An 18,331-nucleotide genomic window follows, 5' to 3' on the forward strand; every position below is an offset into this window, starting at 1 on the left:
AAAAATAACCTATTCTTCCGTTTCTTTTATTGAAACTTCCTTTATCAATTCTCATTTATTTAGTAATCTTTGCTTCTCATTGATTTTTGAGATGGGATTAATATTCTACCCAAATTTTGAATGAATTTCCCGGTGTTTTTCTTCATCTAAGCATTTTTAATGTTCGTGTTTTGAAGGCATGAGTTAAACGTTATAATCTGATAGTGATTGAAATTATAAGTGATAGTAAAGGAGAATATGAAGCACTGCAAGTATAAGTTGTCTGACACCCGGGTGTCAGACAACCTAGTTCTACTAACTAAAATAAGTGTAAAGCCATACTATTTAATTTGCATTAGAACAAACAAATTTACGTTTCTACAAAAACGGGATTTTCAATTGCTGTTATTTTATTCCGCCACAATTACTTCGATGTCATAACCTATGAAAAGTCCACTCTCTATAACACCGGTGATTGCCTTCAGTTGTTCTTCGAGCGAAGAGTCGATGTAGTTGAAACGGGTGTCGAGGATAAAGTTGCCGTTTTCTGTAAAGATAGGCCCGTCTTTGCCATGAGCAGGGCGGAGGACAATCTCCGAGGCACCCAGTCGTTGCAACTCGTGCTCTACATAAGTCAGCGAGTCCGGAAAGACCTCTACCGGAATGGGAAATTTGCTTCCCAACTGATTGACACGCTTGCTGGGATCGATGATGATGAACGTTTTGCGGCTGCTTCTAATCAGCAGTTTCTCTTTGAACATCGCTCCGCCACGTCCCTTAATCAAGTTCTGTTGCGGATCTACTTCGTCCGCTCCGTCGAATGTCCAGTCGGGGCGTTTGTTCCAGAGGGTAGTTTGGGGGATGCCTAGCTGTATGCAGGTCATCGAGATTTCTTGTGAGGCGGGAATCACTTCGATATGCAAGTGCTCTTCACGAATTCGTCGTGAGAGTTCGAACAGAGTCAGGTAGACTGTAGAGCCGGAGCCGGCTCCTATCACATCTCCGTCTTTTGCCGTGGCGGCAATTTCGCGGGCTACGTGTTCTTTTGCCTCCCGGTTGATGATGGAGTCCGACCATTGCAGGTGTTTTATCAGGTGATTTTCCCAATCCATAAGTTTACGTTCTAAATCGTTTTCGTTTTAAGTTCCTCTTTCCTATATAACGAATTTGTGAATCTGTTTGTTTGTTCGTCTGTTGGTTCGTTCATTCGTCTGTTGGTTCATTCGTCTGTTCGTTTCAATTTCAGGTGATTCGATTGTTTAAATAGTTAATAAACGGTTCGTTAATTTTTAACTTTGTTGCGTTAAACGTTAACGAATCTCTGCTTTTTATTAAACCGTGTTATAAGTTCGGCTGCTTTGGCCTGAAAATTTGGAGATGACCGAAAAGTCCGTATCTTTGTACTGTGTTTTTCATAGTATTAGATTTAAGGTTAACAAAGATTGGCTGTCTGGGATAGATAGCCTTTTTTTTGTCCCTACCATTCCTTACAGAATCAGCCAGATTGCAATGATATGTCCGATGCTGCCTCCCAGGCAAAACAAATGGAAAGTGGCATGCATATACGGTTTGCGCAATGAATAAAAGACAGCTCCCACGATGTACGAAACTCCTCCGCCGATCAGCCACCAGAAAGCGGTAGTGGCTCCCATTTCTCCCAGATGATCCAGCAAAGGCTTCATGGCCACTAATATGCACGCACCCATACCCACATAACAGGCCGTTTCGAGGTTGCTGTGTTCTTTCAGCTTTTTGAAGCTAAGAACGAAACCGGCGATAGCCGACAGCCAGACGAAAGCGAAAATTCCCCATCCCCATCCTCCGGCATGCCGCAGGACAAGTAGCGTGAAAGGAGTGTAGGTGCCCGCGATGTGCAGGTAGATAGCTCCATGATCGAATTTGCGGAGCAACTCTTTCAGTTTGCCCGGACGGCTGCCGTGATACCACGTAGAACTGATATAAGAGGAAAGCATTCCCGCCAGATAGACGGATACACAGGCAACTGCCCACTGCGGTTCCATATTCTCGGAAGCCTTTTCCAATAGAAAATATCCGGCCACGATTCCAAGCAGGATACCTGCTCCGTGACTAAGGGTATTTGCCCATTCTTCTATATGATTGTATCGTTGGTTCTTCAATGTTCCTTTTATTGAATGGTTAAGTCGCAAAAAATATTGAGTCGCAAAGATACTTTATTTTCCGAAAAGCGTTTCCCTCCTTATTCTTTTTTTAAAATGATTTTTCCTCCATATTGTCCTGCCACTTGCTTGCGGAAATCAATGAATGCCGCATATTCATCCGGACTGTAAACCCCTTTGCACATAAACAATCGGTGAGTGATGTAGATTTCCTTATCTTTCACCTGAATATCGGAATGGAAACTGCCGAACTTGCTTTTCACGTCAAGCGGTTTCGGAAGTCCTTCGATTACATATCCTTCCGGCAGTTGGAGGCGGATGCTGTCGGCATCTGTGTATCCGTAGTTGATGTAAATGGGATAGGTGCGCTTCGTCACAGGAGGAACACTGAATTCTTTTCGGAACACATTGGTGGGGATAAACAGACGGTTGCCCGTTTTATGCCCGTATTGATTGCTGGTGGCAGTGTAGTCGAAGGTGATAGACGGATTGGCCTCCTTGCACTCGCTGATTTGCAGGTTCTGAATATCGGCTTGGGATAAGTTGATGCTTGAACGGATGCGGTCTTTCTGTTTGTTGGGCTCCAGATAGACGATGCCTGCTTCATTCTCATATTGGAAAATCCGGGAGATTTCGTTCACCTCTATCCGTGCCTCGGCTGTGGGGGAGAGGGTGATGTTGGCAACGATGTGCCGCGTGTTCAGCGAGTCGGGATAGGTGGGTAGGCGATACATCTGGCCGCCGGTCGGTTCGATGAGTAAGGCGTCGTGTCCCGCAATGTCTTGGTGGACATAGCCGAAGGGAAGCGATGGGTTTGTACATTCCAGCCAAAGCGTATCTTGGGGAAGCGGAACTTGCAGGATGACGTGATTCATCTGGTTGGCACTGGAGAAGTCCGGTAGCAAACGCTCGTTGGTGGTGCTGATGACTGTATAAGTGGAAGCAATTCCCAACTCTTTCAGCATGGCGCGGGTGTAATTGGACAATCCTTTACAGTCGCCGAACCCCGTGCGACAAACATCGGCGGCGGCAATGGGTTGTAAACCTCCGATGCCTAGTTGGATGCTCACGTAACGGGTGGTTTTGGCCAGATAGTCGTAGATTGCTTTCACCTTGTCCCGGTCGGTAGTGCAGTTGGCTGTCAGTTCGTGCAGCTTGGTGCGGAAAGGTTCGGTGAGCAGGTCGCGTCCGTCGAGCAGTTGGTATTGCCATTCTCCGTACTTTTGCCAGCTGCTCATATCGCCTTCCGACTTGTCGTACTTGAAAGCGGAGGGAGCAAAGTAGACACGTGGAAATAGCTCGGCGAAATCCGGACCGAAAGGTTCTTTGATGATGGGAGAGAGCTTGGAAGCGGTGGCTTCGATCACTTGCTGCCCGTCGGCTCCGGTGGACTCCTTCACTTCGATTCCTTTTCCCTGCGTGTTCAGTTCGCGGTATCTGCATCCTTGTCCTGCGGGCAGCTCGATCCGGTAAGTCGCTTTCTCCACTCCCTGGTTAAATTCTGCCTGCGGGACAAAAGGGAGATAACCGATCAGTCCGTTGTTGCATTTCATTTCCCATTCGTATTTCACTGTGAAAGGGAAAGAAGGATAATTACATTCGTAATAATAAAAATAATCGTCCGTGGTAAGCGAAGAGCTGTATTCACTTTTTTGTAGTTCGGATTTCTTTATCTTACGTACACTTTGTCCGGTGGCATTGAGGATTTCTCCGGAGAATTTCTGCAAAGAACGGAACATATCACATCCGCAGAAGAAATATGCTGCCTCCAATCCTTTGCGATTGAGGATGGTGATTGTCAGGCTTTCTTTTTCTATGGATTGAGTCATGGATTTGCAGAGAACCTCTGTGTGTGCTTCCACGATGATGGAATTGGCATCCTTGAGAATATCCTGTGCACATGCCGGCTGCGTGTGCAGACTTAGGTAAAGAATGGCACAGGACAGACCGAATGCCCGGCATATCCTTTGTTTCAGGATGGGGTGGCTGGAACGAATCATTTTATAAATAGGTAAAGTTTATATTTTCTTGAGTACTAAAATCTCGTTGTTTTTCTCGATCACTTTGGTCCATAGTTCCTGCAGTTGTTTGTATTGTTCGGTGAGGAATATAGGTTCTTTCAGGTAGAAAATATAATTAAGTGAGATTGTATTTCCCTGTCTCTGAATCATATATTTGCACTGCAAGCCGTCTCCTTGTGTCCGGATGACTTGTGGTTGGGGCGTTTCTTCCACTTCGTATCCTTCGGGGAGAGTCAGTGTAGCCAGCATTGTAAACTTGTACGGATAGGGAAATTCGATAGGAAACACTCGTTCCGTCTGGATAAACGGGTTGCTCTTTAGGTGCGGAAAGAGCATCGGATTTATATAAAGGTGATCGTCCGTCCGGTCGGTTTGCAGGACGAAGTCGAATTCTTCTTCTATCAGTGCTTGGTCATTTTCTTGCTTTTTCACTTTCAGGTTGGTGACGGTGAGTTTGTTTTTCAGGCTGCCATTGCTTTCGGGATTCGAAACGATGCTGTCCTGTTTATGCTTCTCGTTAGCCTGATATTCTACGGCTTCCTGTCCGTAGAGAATGGTGCTGCGATGTCCTTTCACTTGGTTTCCTTCCAGGCGGGCTTCGATTTTCATAAAACTTTTGTTGTCGGCAAGAGCCATTACGTTCACCCATTTCTTTTCTTCTTTCTCTTTCGGGGAGAGGATACGAGCTTTGTTTACAGACAATTCGAGTGGAAGTATATTGAGAGCGGGCACGTCCATGGAGCCGTCTAAAAAGACGTATTTCTGTTTGTTTATGTCGTAGACGGCGACAATGAACGTATTCAGTTTTTGCAGGGAAGGGAAGTTGTAAGGCAGCATGCCCGACGAACGCCGGCTCAAAACTACCGGATAGGCTTCCAGCCTGAAGTCTTTCAGGATGCTGATAAGGATGAAATTCAGGTCGGCGTTGCTACCGTTTCCTTTGGGAATCACTTTTTCGAGTTCCTTGCTGTAGAGCTGATAGCGTCCGTTCCATGCCATTTTCTTTTTGAGTATCTGGAAGGCGCAGATAATTTTCTCTTCGAAACTCATTTCGCTGTTGTATGCCTGTTTCGTTTCCGGGCGAAACGGGTTGGTGAAGGAAAGGTATTTGCCGAACTGTGTATTTTCCGGTTTCAACAGTTGGTTGTCTACATCTTCCCATTTCTGGCTGTATGGCTTGTATTCGTTGGGGGTGAATTGCGTGCCTTGCAGGTCGAAACTCACTTGCACCTTGTAGTCTTCCGGACACCAGCAGTAGGGCTCGTCCTGACGGATGGCGGGAAGGTTGCGTGAGGTAAAGGTGGTTTCCTGTGCCGAAACAATGAAGTCTTTGCTGACTCCCGCACTACCCCCCTCACGTTCCGTGGCATGGATGGAGGAGTCTCTTTGCTTCACTTGTATGTAGTCCTTTCCCCGCAATTCGATGTTATAGATAAACACATGCGGGATGGTGATCTTATACTGGTTGTAGAGCATCGGGAGTTCTTCCTGCATCATCCAGTTGTCGATGTGTGAAAAATAGTCGGAGTAGAGTTTGTAGTGATATTCGATGACAGTGCCTTCTTTGACAGCAGGCAGAGAGAATTTTAGCATTTTATACAGGTTGTTGATCCGCTCGAAAGAGATGGATTCCCGCTTCATGGACGTTTTTATACATTTCCCGTTTTCCATATTGTAGGAGCAGCCTTCTATGTCGCTGGCTCTTTCCTGTCCTTCGTCCCTATCGGTGGGAGAGTAGTAGGGAACGGATACGTCGGCGTATGACACTCCTTGCGGTTTCAGGATTTTGATGCGTACCCAATGCTCGGTAGTCAGTTGAAAACCGTCGTGGTAGACGAAGTCACTTTGTCCCTGATGGAAAAGATAAATAGCCGTGGCGGTGGTGTCGGGGGCATAGGAGGTGAGAGATAGTTCTTCTTTGGAAGGTTTTCCGTACTTTAGATTGGGCTCTATGGTGGCTGTTGTGGCTTGTTGCGAGTGGACAGGCGACAGAAATTGTAAAAGAAATGCGCAGAGAATAAATAGTTTTTTCATAATTGTGTTTTTGTAGTATGCTCACAAAGATAAAAAAAATAGAGAAAGGCGATACACCTTTCTCTATTTTAATTTTGTTTTATGTATAAAATATATTATACCAAATGTCCGATCCATTCTTCGCGGTCGCCGGGGAGAAGGTCGATAACGGGAACTTCTACCATCGTGTAGCATCCCGGTTGTTGCTTCATGGAAGCGCGTGCCACGCATACCAGTACTTGTGCGGTCAATGCGGGGTTGTTGATACGCATATTAAATTCGAACAACTGGTTCTGTGTTTTGCCTGATACACCTTTGCGAGTCAGATTTACACCATGACCCATGTCCAGCAGGGCGTCTACACTCGGAACGAGTTTTACGTGTGTTTCATCGTTCACGAAGTAAGGATCTGCTTTGATGGCAGCGGCTACTTCTTCGAATTTATATCCGTCTTTCAGTTCGATGTATACCATGCGGCGGTGGATTCCCGTGCCGGTCGGAATGGTCATGGAAAGGGCAGCTTTCACTCCGTCAACCGCTTTTACGGCTACTGTGTGTCCCATACTCATACCGGGACCGAAGTTGGTGTAGGTGATGCCTTTCGGAGCAATTGCTTCCAGCATGGTGCGTACGATGGAATCGCTTCCCGGATCCCATCCGGCAGAGATGATCGATACGGCTTTATGTTCTTTGGCGGTAGCATTCAGGGTACGGCGCAGGTCTACGATACCGGTGTGGATATCGAAACTGTCTACCGTGTTAATTCCCATCGCCAGATATTCTTTTGCATATTTCTCTACGCTGCGGGTCGGCGTGCAAAGAATAGCTACGTCTACTTCTCCCAGCTCTTTTATGTCCTTCACTACTGCGTAGTTTGCCAACTCTTCCGGTTTGTTCTCTGCTCCTGCACGACGAACGACTCCGGCTATTTCGAAATCAGGTGCCGCCTGAAGCGCTTCAAGTACATAATGTCCAATGTTGCCATAACCAACGATGGCAGCTCTTACTTTTTTCATTCTTTTCTTGGTTTTAATGAACAAATTTCTTTCTTTTGCTTGCAAAAGTAAACAAATTACTACTAACTTTGGTTCATCTGCTTTAATATTTTATTTTTTTTCACTAGCAGGTGATATCGGTCCGCATGAAAGCAAATCAGGGTGTGATGTGCTACATTGAAAAAACTCTGTGGCCTCTGTGTCCTCTGTGGTGAAATTGTTTTATCTTTGTCCCTGTTATGATAGAATATAATTAGATATGATAGAATATATTAGAGGCGAACTTGCCGAACTAAGTCCGGCAACCGCGGTGATCGACTGTAACGGGGTGGGATATGCCGCCAATATATCTTTGAATACCTATTCGGCTATTCAGGGAAAGAAAAGTTGTAAGCTATATATTTACGAGGCGATTCGTGAAGATGCGTATGTGCTCTACGGATTTGCCGAGAAACAGGAACGGGAGATTTTCCTATTATTGATTTCCGTTTCCGGAATCGGGGGGAACACGGCTCGTATGATTCTTTCGGCTCTCTCGCCTGCCGAACTGGTGAACGTAATCAGTACCGAAAATGCGAACATGTTGAAAACGGTGAAAGGCATCGGGCTGAAGACTGCGCAACGCGTGATAGTCGACCTGAAAGATAAGATAAAAACAATGGGTATGTCTGCTGCCGGAGGGGTTTCCGCAGGTTTGTTGTTACAACCTGCCAATGCGGAAGTGCAGGAAGAGGCGGTGTCTGCATTGACGATGCTAGGCTTTGCTGCTGCGCCTTCACAGAAGGTGGTGTTGGCTATCTTGAAGGAAGAGCCGGATGCTCCGGTAGAAAAGGTTATCAAACTGGCTTTGAAACGTTTGTAGTATGAAGCAACAGAAGATATATATGAAAGCATGGCTGGACGCTCACGGTCGTGTAAAGGCGGTGAATACCGATGAATGGTATCTGGATTTCGCTAATCAGCTATTGCCGTTGGTGGCTGAATCGTATTTGTATAAATGGGAAACAGCGGAAAGTCAGCAACAAATTGCTTTGATGGTGACTTTGTATTTGGAAGATTGCGTAGCAGACGGAGGAAACTGGCGCCAGTTTATTCATTGGCACCGGAAAAACTATGGACGTTATTTACCTTTTTACGAACTGACGGAGGAATATTTACCGGACGAAATTAACCGTGAAGATGTTGTTTTCCTTTTGTGGGCCATCAATTCTCCGGTTGGCGATGATTTTGATGGAGTAGAGAACCCGATGGATGCGGATTTGCTGGAGTTTGCGGATACGCTTTACAACCGTTTGGATGCTGCGTTCGAATTGGCTCCTATCAGCGATTATCTGGCAACGGACTGGCTGATGGAAACGGAGCTGATGCAAAAGAAGCGGATGCCTCTGCCGGTAGCTTTGCCGGGAGAAAAGATGCCTACGAACGTAGAACGTTTCCTTGAAGCGAGCAAAGGTGAACCGCTTTTATACTTTGACTCTTACGAAGCGCTGAAATTTTTCTTTGTGCAGTCGTTGAAGTGGGAAGATGAAGAGGATTCTTTGTTGCCTGACTTAAAGGAGTTCGGTAACTTTGTGGTTTTTGCCAATCCGAAAGGGTTGTTGATCGGTCCTGATGTAGCCGAATATTTTGCAGACAAACGTAATCCGCTCTACAATGCCGAACTGGCTGAAGAGGAAGCATACGAGCTGTTTTGTGAAGAAGGCTTGTGTCCGTTCGATCTGCTGAAATATGGAATGGAACATGATTTGTTGCCGGAAGCACAGTTCCCGTTTGAGAACGGAAAGGAGTTGTTGCGGGAAAACTGGGATTTTGTGGCTCGCTGGTTTTTGGGTGAGTATTACGAAGGAGAATAGGAATTATAAGAAATAAGTACTGTCTATATAAGTGCTGTCTATGCCAATCAAAAAAAGTAACAATCCTTTTGCCGGAAAGACAAAACCTGCAGTCGGTAAAAAGAAGACGACCGGAAAACGGGTCGGAAAATCAAAGCAGGAAAAGGCTAATAATCAGTTGAATAGAAGGGTGGAATAAAGGTGTGTAGACCACGCCGTTTCTCCCTACCAGGAAACGCCTTTTCTTTCACGCAGAGGATTAAGAGTCTCATTATGCATTTGACGGGAATAGTTGTCGTTTATGAAAAATAACAACTATTCCCGTCTTTTTATTATTAACCAATGTTTTTTTCTGGTGGATGGTTTCCCTTTTACTAATCGGTAATTTCTTCCTGTGCTTTCCGTTCTTTCTTCTTATTGATGAATCCGATTTTCAGGTTGGCTTCCTCTTGTTCTTTTTTAATCTGTTCCATGGCCGAGAGGATTTGTGCTAATTCGTAAATACCTGCTGCGGCCTGGCGGTCGGTTGGACTCATTGTCGTTTTATAGGTGCGGTCGCCTATATATTCCACACGGATATTTTTGTCTTTATTGAGATTCAGGAATTCGATCACATTTCCGTCTTCCCCTAGTTTGTAGTCAGCTTTTTCTATTTTCTCGTTCATATCCGTTGTCTCGTAGCTGTCTTTGGAGCTTGGAGTTTCTGCAAAACTGCCGTCAGGAGCAATCACTTTCACTTTTGTATGGTGAATATTGCCGGCACCACAGTAGATGGAAGTCATACTCATTATACCTTGCTCGTTCACTTGGAAGCGGAGGTACGAACGGTGCATATTCTTTTCAATGGTCTGTGTAGGCCAGAGGTAGTTGCCGACTTGTTGATATTCGGCATCTTTTTCTAGTTTGAATTTGTCCTTGATGGCATTGAATTCTTCTGTCTTTGCCTGAAAGGCGCTATCCAGGTAAGCAAGCGTTTTTTGCTGTGCCTTTGTTTCAACATCGAGCATCAGTGCCTGTCCCGCCTTACGTGCTTCGAACGCTTTGGGATAGAGAATCTTGATACTGTCAATTTGTAACTTAGCTTCTTCATAGTCGCCACGTTCGTAGGCAGCCTTGGCAACCATCAGTTTTTCATTGGCTTTTTTCTCAAAGCCATTTCCGCAGGCAGCTAATGCCAGCGTACCACAAAAGAGGATAATCAGTTTTTTCATCACAAATTCTATTTACTGGTTTTATTAGCGGCAAAAATACAAATATATCCCTTATTTTTGTAATTTTGTCCCCTCAAAACTTATAACTAAAAAGAATGATAGAGTTGACTCAAGAGGAATTGAAGCAGCATTTTAGCGAACCCATCTTCGGACAGATAGCCGAAACGGCTGATACACTCGGTATGGAGTGTTATGTGGTAGGTGGTTACGTTCGTGATATTTTTCTGCAGCGTCCCTCTAAAGATATAGATGTAGTAGTTGTAGGAAGTGGAATTGCAATGGCGGAAGCCCTTGGAAAACAGTTGGGACGTGGTGCTCATGTTTCTGTTTTCAAGAATTTCGGAACAGCACAAGTAAAATATAGAGGCACGGAAGTAGAGTTTGTTGGTGCACGTAAAGAATCTTATCAACGGGATTCGCGTAAACCTATTGTTGAAGACGGCACGCTGGAAGACGATCAGAATCGTCGCGATTTCACGATCAATGCTCTGGCCGTATGTCTCAATAAAGCACGTTTTGGTGAATTGGTAGATCCGTTTGGAGGTTTGGAGGATATGAAGGAAAAGACAATCCGCACGCCCCTCGACCCGGATATTACTTTCAGCGATGATCCCTTGCGCATGATGCGTTGCATCCGTTTTGCTACGCAATTGGGTTTTTACATTGACGATGATACTTTCGAATCGCTTTGCCGGAATAAGGAACGGATTGAAATTATATCCCGTGAACGTATTGCGGACGAACTGAATAAGATTATTCTTTCTCCAATCCCCTCAAAAGGATTTATTGATTTGGAGCGTAGCGGTTTGCTGTCGTTGATTTTTCCGGAATTTGCCGCCTTGCAGGGTGTGGAAACACGGAACGGACGTTCTCACAAGGATAATTTTTATCATACGTTGGAAGTGCTGGATAATATCAGCAAGAAGACTGATAACCTTTGGCTGCGTTGGGCTGCTTTGTTGCACGACATTGCCAAACCTGCCACGAAACGTTGGGAGCCTAAAGTGGGATGGACGTTCCATAATCATAACTTTATCGGTGAAAAGATGATTCCGCATATCTTCCGCAAGATGAAGTTGCCGATGAATGAGAAGATGAAGTATGTACAAAAGCTGGTCAGCCTGCACATGCGCCCGATCGTTATCGCGGATGATGTCGTGACAGACTCGGCTGTACGTCGTCTGCTCTTTGAAGCGGGTGATGACATTGACGACTTGATGATGCTTTGCGAAGCGGATATTACTTCCAAGAATATGGAACGTAAACAGCGTTTCCTGAATAACTTCCAGTTGGTTCGACAGAAACTGAAGGATTTGGAAGAGAAAGACCGTGTCCGTAATTTCCAGCCACCTGTGAGCGGAGAAGAAATTATGGAGATTTTCGGCTTGGAACCTTGTCGTGAAGTCGGAGTCTTGAAGAGTGCTATCAAAGATGCAATCTTGGATGGAGTGATTCCGAATGAATATGAGGCGGCTCATGCTTTCATGCTGGAACGGGCAAAGAAGATGGGAATGACGCCCATTCGCTGATAGAAGGACGGAACAGATATAAAATCAGGCATCGTAATCCTATAGTATTCAGACACTGATTTATGCGAATCAGTAGTTGAATTGGAGTAAAACAAGGCAGGAATGAACTAATCTTAGTTCTTCTAAGATTTAATTGGTAATATGCGATGATTTAATATTCATCATACATAGATTTATTCGTCTGACAGTTGTTGAACTTTCGTCTGACAGCTGTTTCTTTTTCGTCTGACAATTGTCAGACGAAAGAACAACAATTGTCAGACGAATAAATTCATGTATCATTAGCCATAACCCCATTAGGTATCAAAAATAAATCTGCACAAGCTCGAAATTAGTTCATTTCAGTACCGGCATGAACAAGATTCACCTCTGTACCCTCCGTGTCCTCTGTGGTGAAAACCGTATAGGAATGAATGATAACTTGCTTTCCAACTGCTGATTACTCATTATTTCTTTATCTGTGTGTTTATCGTTTGGGCAACGTCACCGAAAAATGAGGATTCGGAGTATGTTGTTCAAAGATGATAGCCTTCATCTTTTCTACGATATCCGGATGTTGGAGTGCTATGTCATGATCCTCATGAATATCTGTTTTTAGATTATAGAGGAACGGTGTTCCTTTTTTCACTACCATTTTCCAATCATCCATGCGTACGGCAATCTGGTCTGTTTCATCAAACTCCCAATACAGAAAGTCATGTTTCTTTTGCTTATTTTTACCCTGCAGTGTGGGAGCAAAAGAAATCCCATCGAAATAATCGACTTCTTTTTCCTTATTGCGGTATTTCTTTTCGTAGTCTTTGATACCAACAACTTCGCAGAACGTCGGCATTAAATCATAAAATGCACAGATGTGATCGTTTACTTCGCCTGCAGGTATGTGTCCCGGCCAACGGGCGATAAATGGAATACGTATTCCTCCTTCGTGGCATTGACGTTTCAGTCCGCGTAGTTTTCCGTCTCTGCCGAAGAAAGTAGGATCAGCTCCGCCTTCCTCGTGAGGGCCGTTGTCACTGGAGAAAATAACCAATGTGTTTTCGTCCAGTCCTTTTTCTTTCAGTTTTTTCAAAACTTCGCCTACGTAATAGTCCAGGCGGGTAATCATTCCGGCAAATTGGGCGTGTGTATGCGTGATGGCGTTGTATCGTGAGCTTTCGTTTCCCTTAAATTCTTTATCCGGGTTGAATTTAGCTTTGTATTCATTCAGGATAGAATCTTCCGGCTGAACGAGTTCCGCATGAGGTAAGGTGTAAGTCAATACGCCGAAAAACGGCTGTTTGCCGTCTTGCTGATCCAGCCACTCCAATGCTTTCTGGTGAATCATGTCGGCCGAATATTGCGGACGTTTCAGGTAGTCGGGACCATACATCGGATATTGGATGTTTTCATCCATCACTACACGTATCACTCCGGTGTCACCCAACGCTTTACTATAACGGTTCAGGAAATTGGGATAATAAAGATGAGCCTGAAACTGACAGATATAACCGTAGTATTCGTCTATCCCCCGTTTGTCGGGAGTGGAACAGGAACCTTCGTAACCTCCGGCCCATTTACCGAACATACCTGTGGTATAGCCGTTATCTTTCATTATCTCCGGCAGGATTACGTGGTCGGGATCATAAGGGTGTTGCCCCACTATTGAGTATTCTTTATTCTGTCCATATTCCACGATCGGTGCATTTTTCCAGTACTCCTTGTTACCTCGTACTTCACAATGGCCTGAATGTTGTCCTGTCATGAATGAAGCTCTGGAAGGGGCGCTGACGGGACTTCCTGCGTATGCTTGCGTAAAACGCATTCCTTCACCGGCCATGGCGTCTATATGAGGGGTACGGATAAATGGTTGACCGTAGCATCCTAAGTCTCCATATCCCATATCGTCACAAAGGATGAAGAGGATATTGGGCTGGGTATTTTTTTTCTGTCCGTTGGCAGATAGGGTAGATAGGAGCAGGGCACTGCCTATCAACGGGATTGATTGATAATTCATGATATTGTTGTCATTAAAATAAAAGCGTTTCAGTGTTTCATATCTGGAATTATTTCCCGATTAAGTCCTTTCCTTCGCGTACGCTTTGAAGGATACTTTGCAGTTCTGCCACTTTCTCCGGCATATTCTTTGCATAGTTGGTTACCTCTTTCACTTCTTTCATCTTATAAAGCTGGGGTTCTTTAGAGTTTCCGGTTTCTATCTTCGGTCCCCATTGAATCATTTTCGGTCCGTCATTCGGTTCGATGTATTTCCAGTCTTTGGTGCGGACAGAAAGCGTGTGATTAGAAGCCTGCTCTATTACCCACGGGCGGTCTGTCTTTTCTTTACCCAGCCAACTTCCCAGATAGTTGTAACTATCCGGTGCGGTATTCTTAGGCATCGTAGCTCCGGTCAGGGAAGCGAGAGAGGCGAGCCAGTCCACTTGTGAAACCAATAAGTCTGAAGTCATTCCTTTTTTTACTCCTGCAGGCCAGCTGACGATGGCAGGAATACGGGTTCCTCCTTCAAAGGCACTATATTTGTTGCCCCGTAGTGGTCCCGCAGGACTATGACCGTTGAGTAGTTCTTCTGCTTTGTCATCGTATCCGTCGTCTACTACCGGGCCGTTGTCACTTGAAAGAATAATGAGTGTATTTTCTCTTAATCCCAGTTTTTCGAGTGTATTCAGGATTTCACCGACACAATAATCGAACTGTACGATAGCGTCGCCTCTTAATCCCATCGGATTTTTTCCTCTGAAACGGTCGTGAGGAAAGCGGGGCACATGTACGTCATTGGTGGCAAAGTAGAGAAAGAAAGGTTTGTTTTGGTTTTCCTCGATGAATTGAATGGCGTGTGTGGTAAGTGAATCAGCAATGTTTTCGTCTTTCCAGAGTGCCTTTCCACCGCCTTTCATAAAACCGATGCGTGAAATTCCATTAACGATCGACATGTCGTGACCGTGACTTGGCTTGAGGTTATAAAGTAATTCAGGATTACTTTTTCCGGTTGGTTCACCCTCGAAGTTCTTTTGATAACTGACTTCGATGGGAGCACTCGGATCATAGTTGGCTACTTTCCCGTTTTCGATGTACACACAGGGTACACGGTCGGCTGTGGCTGCCATAATGTAATGATAGTCGAAACCTAAATCGCCCAGTGCGCACGGTAACGGAGCATTCCAGTCTTGAGTGGCGGTTTGATCTCCGAGTCCCAGATGCCATTTGCCTACTGCGGCAGTGGTGTAACCGACACTTTTGAACATATCTGCCATGGTGTATTGTTCGGGGCGGATAATCATTCCGGCATTTCCTGCCGCTACATCCGTTCCTTCTTTGCGCCATGCGTATTCTCCGGTTAGCATGGAGTAGCGGGAAGGGGTGCTGGTGGCGGCTGTTGCATGAGCATTGGTGAAAAGGATTCCCGATTTTGCCAGTTGGTTGACGTTGGGTGTCTGTACGTTTTTAGCTCCGTAACATTCCAGATCGCCGTAGCCGAGATCGTCGGCGTAGATAAATACAACGTTGGGTGTTTTTGACTTTGTCGGTGTGGTGTTTTCCGGTGCTTTGTTGGCGGCTGTTGCAGCACAGGCAACAGAGGATACAAGGGTTAGAATGAAAGGTTGTTTCATTGGTTTTGGGGGTTAAGTGTGTTATTATTAGTAGAAAAAGATGTGCCTGTTCTTTGCCGGACACATCTTTTTCATCGTCTGTTTAACTTAATTCAATGATTTCCTCATTGCAGTTCGTCAGTTTTTCTATTCCTTCGTTGGTCACTACCCAAGAGTTCTCGATACCTACGGGACCTACACCCGGAATAACGATTTTCGGTTCGAGGGCAAAGACCATACCCGGTTCTAATTGTTGCTTTATGCGGGGAGCCAGTACCGGAGCTTCGTTAATTTCAAGCCCGATGCCGTGACCGATAAATTTGGCTTGTTGTCCTGTTCCCATAAATTTGTCGGCAAATCCGGCTGTTTTGACCACTTCGACTGCTGTGTCGTAAAGCACTTCACAGGCAATACCCGGTCTGGCAATGGAAGCAATTTTTTCCTGGATATCCAGACAAACCTGATGGGCGGTGTAAGCTTCTTCGGGCAGTTTGCCGATAGAGAATACACGGCTCATATCGTTCATGTAGCCGTTGAAGTTGCCACCTAAGTCCACCATAACGCTTTGTCCCTCTTTTAACGGAGTTTTATTTGCTCCTCCCGGCAAGGCAGGATCAAGTCCCTGACCGCCTAAGGCAAAATCATAAGGAGAGGGGTAACCGGCATTATCTCCGGTCAGTACGCTACCCATGAATATTTCCATACTGCGTCCGAATACCCGGAAAATTCCGAGGCAACCTTGCAGGCGCATCAGGCGTTCTATTTCGATGGAAAATTCAATGTCCGTCATACCGGGACGATAAACACCAGGAATCTGCTCATAAGCCTTTGCATGAGCAATGCCGGAGCGGCGGAACATTTCAATTTCTACAGGTGTTTTCACGCTGCGTGCCTGGCGAATCAACGGGGTACCATTTACCACTTCCGTTTCCGGGAAGAGACTGGCCAGACGACAATATTCCGTATAAGGAAGTTCGTCACCTTCTAACATCAGTTTGGTTGGCATCGGTAATCCTTGTTCTTTCAGCAGATCAACAATTTGTTCCGGTTTGCGGATAGAGAATGAGTGCTCTCCTGTGATGTTATTAGGACGTTTAAAAAATAATAGTGCAGGCGAATGAAGGGGGAGGTAAAGATAGCCACTGACTACACAGCCATACGTGTAAATTAAATTTGCATTACACGTGATAAGTGCGGCATCAATGCCCTGCGACACCATCAGACTGCGAATCTTGTCACGGCGAAATTTCAATTCGGGTTGTAGCATTTTTTATTTATTACTTGATTATTAATTACAAAACCAATAATGGTAAATTATTAGTTGTGAGTTGTTTATCGCATATAACAAATTCACAAACTATTATTTAACCTATCATGCTACAAAGATAATTAATTCCAGCGAAAATAATGTTAATCTCAAAAAAAATAGCGCTACCCGCGTCCTGTCACAGGAGACGAGCAGCGCAAACCACAAATACAAATACAACTAAACAAAGTCTTCTAAATAACGCCTTGCCCCATCATTGCGTGAGCTACTTTCATAAATCCGGCAATGTTGGCACCCTTCACATAATTAATGTATCCGTCGGGTTCCGTGCCGTATTTCACGCATTGTGCATGGATGCCGTGCATGATTGCATGGAGTTTTTCGTCCACTTCGGCAGCACTCCAGCTAAGGTGCATTGCGTTTTGAGACATTTCCAAGCCGGAAGTGGCTACACCACCTGCGTTGACCGCTTTACCCGGAGCGTACATCGTCTTATGTTCAATGAAAAGATCGATAGCTTCAGGGGTACATCCCATATTGGAAATTTCTCCGACGCAAAGTACGTCATTTTTTATGAGATTTTGAGCATCTTCTCCATTTAATTCGTTCTGGGTGGCGCAAGGAAGTGCGATGTCTGCTTTCACTTCCCACGGGCGTTTTCCTTCTACGAAGGTTGCGTTCGGATACTGTTCAGCATAAGGAGCCACAATATCGTTACCCGAAGAACGAAGTTCGAGCATATAGTCTATCTTCTCGCCGCTGATACCATCCGGATCGTAGATATATCCGTCCGGACCGGAAATCGTAATCACTTTTGCACCCAGTTCGGTAGCTTTAGTAGCTGCTCCCCAGGCAACGTTGCCGAAACCGGAGATTGCCACTGTCTTACCTTTTATATCAATCCCTTTTGCCTGAAGCATCTGGTTGACAAAATACAGTCCTCCGAAACCAGTAGCTTCCGGACGAATCAATGAACCGCCGAATTCCAATCCTTTACCAGTGAATGTACCGGTAAATTCACGAGTCAGTTTCTTGTACATGCCGAACATATAGCCCACTTCACGTCCTCCTACGCCGATGTCACCGGCAGGCACATCCATGTCCGGTCCGAGATGACGCCACAACTCCAGCATAAATGCCTGGCAGAAACGCATGATTTCAGCATCACTCTTTCCGCGTGGAGAGAAATCGGAACCGCCTTTACCGCCACCCATAGGCAAGGTAGTCAGTGCATTCTTGAATGTTTGTTCGAAACCGAGGAACTTCAAAATGGAAAGATTAACGGATGCATGAAAACGGATACCACCTTTATATGGGCCTATCGCATTATTGAATTGTACACGATAACCGAGGTTGGTCTGCACCTCACCTTTATCATCCACCCACGTCACACGGAAAGTGAAGATACGATCAGGTTCTACCAATCTTTCTATGATTTTAGCTTTTTCAAATTCAGGATGTTGATTGTATATATCTTCGATAGAAAGAAGAACTTCCTTCACTGCCTGAAGATATTCAGATTCACCGGGATGCTTAGCCTCCAAAGAGGACATGATTTTCTGGATGTTCATGATACTATATTTTAAAAGGTTAATTCTGATAAAATGTCAACTAACTCACTGCAAATATAGGAAAATTTTTCAGATGCGATTGATTTTATGCCATTATTTTGATTAAATAATGATAAAATGATAGTAGAGAAAGCATTAGGTATCAAGTATTCAGTGCTAATACTTAATACTTGATACCTGAATTTAATACT

Annotated in this window: 14 protein-coding genes; 4 read left to right on the forward strand and 10 right to left on the reverse strand. The window is 44.9% G+C overall.

Annotated elements, in window-relative coordinates:
- Window positions 1–389: 389 nt before the first annotated feature.
- The 5 genes from rpiA to CJF29_RS05135 all read right to left on the reverse strand — a co-directional run bounded on the left by rpiA (window position 390) and on the right by CJF29_RS05135 (window position 7,167).
- Complete coding sequence (gene rpiA, locus CJF29_RS05115; RefSeq protein WP_099147106.1) at window positions 390–1,091, reverse strand: ribose 5-phosphate isomerase A; 702 nt, start codon at window positions 1,089–1,091, stop codon at window positions 390–392.
- A gap of 375 nt (window positions 1,092–1,466) precedes the next feature.
- Window positions 1,467–2,117: a PAQR family membrane homeostasis protein TrhA gene (gene trhA, locus CJF29_RS05120; protein ID WP_099147104.1), complete on the reverse strand. Its 651-nt coding sequence runs from the start codon at window positions 2,115–2,117 to the stop codon at window positions 1,467–1,469.
- Between the two features lie 80 nt (window positions 2,118–2,197).
- Window positions 2,198–4,117, reverse strand: coding sequence for a transglutaminase domain-containing protein (locus tag CJF29_RS05125; protein ID WP_099147103.1), 1,920 nt, complete (start codon window positions 4,115–4,117; stop codon window positions 2,198–2,200).
- 18 nt (window positions 4,118–4,135) lie between these two features.
- A complete protein-coding gene (locus tag CJF29_RS05130) occupies window positions 4,136–6,172 on the reverse strand; it encodes a DUF3857 domain-containing protein (RefSeq protein ID WP_099147102.1) in 2,037 nt (678 codons plus the stop codon).
- Between the two features lie 95 nt (window positions 6,173–6,267).
- A complete protein-coding gene (locus CJF29_RS05135) occupies window positions 6,268–7,167 on the reverse strand; it encodes a diaminopimelate dehydrogenase (protein WP_074558786.1) in 900 nt (299 codons plus the stop codon).
- Window positions 7,168–7,405: 238 nt separating this feature from the next.
- On the opposite strand from CJF29_RS05135, the gene ruvA reads away from it, so the two are divergent.
- The 3 genes from ruvA to CJF29_RS05150 are packed head-to-tail and all read left to right on the forward strand — an operon-like array spanning window position 7,406 to window position 9,177.
- Complete coding sequence (gene ruvA / locus CJF29_RS05140; protein WP_004297984.1) at window positions 7,406–8,008, forward strand: Holliday junction branch migration protein RuvA; 603 nt, start codon at window positions 7,406–7,408, stop codon at window positions 8,006–8,008.
- Between the two features lies 1 nt (window position 8,009).
- Complete coding sequence (locus tag CJF29_RS05145) at window positions 8,010–8,999, forward strand: DUF3843 family protein (RefSeq protein WP_074558788.1); 990 nt, start codon at window positions 8,010–8,012, stop codon at window positions 8,997–8,999.
- A gap of 40 nt (window positions 9,000–9,039) precedes the next feature.
- Complete coding sequence (locus CJF29_RS05150; protein WP_099147101.1) at window positions 9,040–9,177, forward strand: hypothetical protein; 138 nt, start codon at window positions 9,040–9,042, stop codon at window positions 9,175–9,177.
- 175 nt (window positions 9,178–9,352) lie between these two features.
- On the opposite strand, the gene CJF29_RS05155 is transcribed toward CJF29_RS05150, so the two are convergent.
- Window positions 9,353–10,189, reverse strand: a complete 837-nt coding sequence (locus CJF29_RS05155) for a hypothetical protein (RefSeq protein WP_099147100.1) — start codon at window positions 10,187–10,189, stop codon at window positions 9,353–9,355.
- Window positions 10,190–10,284: 95 nt separating this feature from the next.
- On the opposite strand from CJF29_RS05155, the gene CJF29_RS05160 reads away from it, so the two are divergent.
- Complete coding sequence (locus tag CJF29_RS05160) at window positions 10,285–11,718, forward strand: CCA tRNA nucleotidyltransferase (RefSeq protein ID WP_074558791.1); 1,434 nt, start codon at window positions 10,285–10,287, stop codon at window positions 11,716–11,718.
- A gap of 466 nt (window positions 11,719–12,184) precedes the next feature.
- Here the strand turns inward: CJF29_RS05160 and CJF29_RS05165 are convergent, their stop codons facing one another.
- The 4 genes from CJF29_RS05165 to gdhA form a co-directional block, all read right to left on the reverse strand.
- Window positions 12,185–13,711, reverse strand: coding sequence for an arylsulfatase (locus CJF29_RS05165; protein WP_099147099.1), 1,527 nt, complete (start codon window positions 13,709–13,711; stop codon window positions 12,185–12,187).
- Between the two features lie 49 nt (window positions 13,712–13,760).
- A complete protein-coding gene (locus tag CJF29_RS05170) occupies window positions 13,761–15,323 on the reverse strand; it encodes a sulfatase family protein (RefSeq protein ID WP_008998778.1) in 1,563 nt (520 codons plus the stop codon).
- Between the two features lie 82 nt (window positions 15,324–15,405).
- Window positions 15,406–16,569: a M24 family metallopeptidase gene (locus CJF29_RS05175; RefSeq protein WP_008998777.1), complete on the reverse strand. Its 1,164-nt coding sequence runs from the start codon at window positions 16,567–16,569 to the stop codon at window positions 15,406–15,408.
- A gap of 233 nt (window positions 16,570–16,802) precedes the next feature.
- The gene (gene gdhA / locus CJF29_RS05180) at window positions 16,803–18,140 is read right to left on the reverse strand and encodes an NADP-specific glutamate dehydrogenase (protein WP_004317267.1); all 1,338 of its coding nucleotides are present in this window, start codon (window positions 18,138–18,140) and stop codon (window positions 16,803–16,805) included.
- Window positions 18,141–18,331 lie beyond the last annotated feature (191 nt).

The sequence above is a fragment of the Bacteroides celer genome (genome assembly GCF_002632415.2).
Classification (GTDB): Bacteria; Bacteroidota; Bacteroidia; order Bacteroidales; family Bacteroidaceae; genus Bacteroides.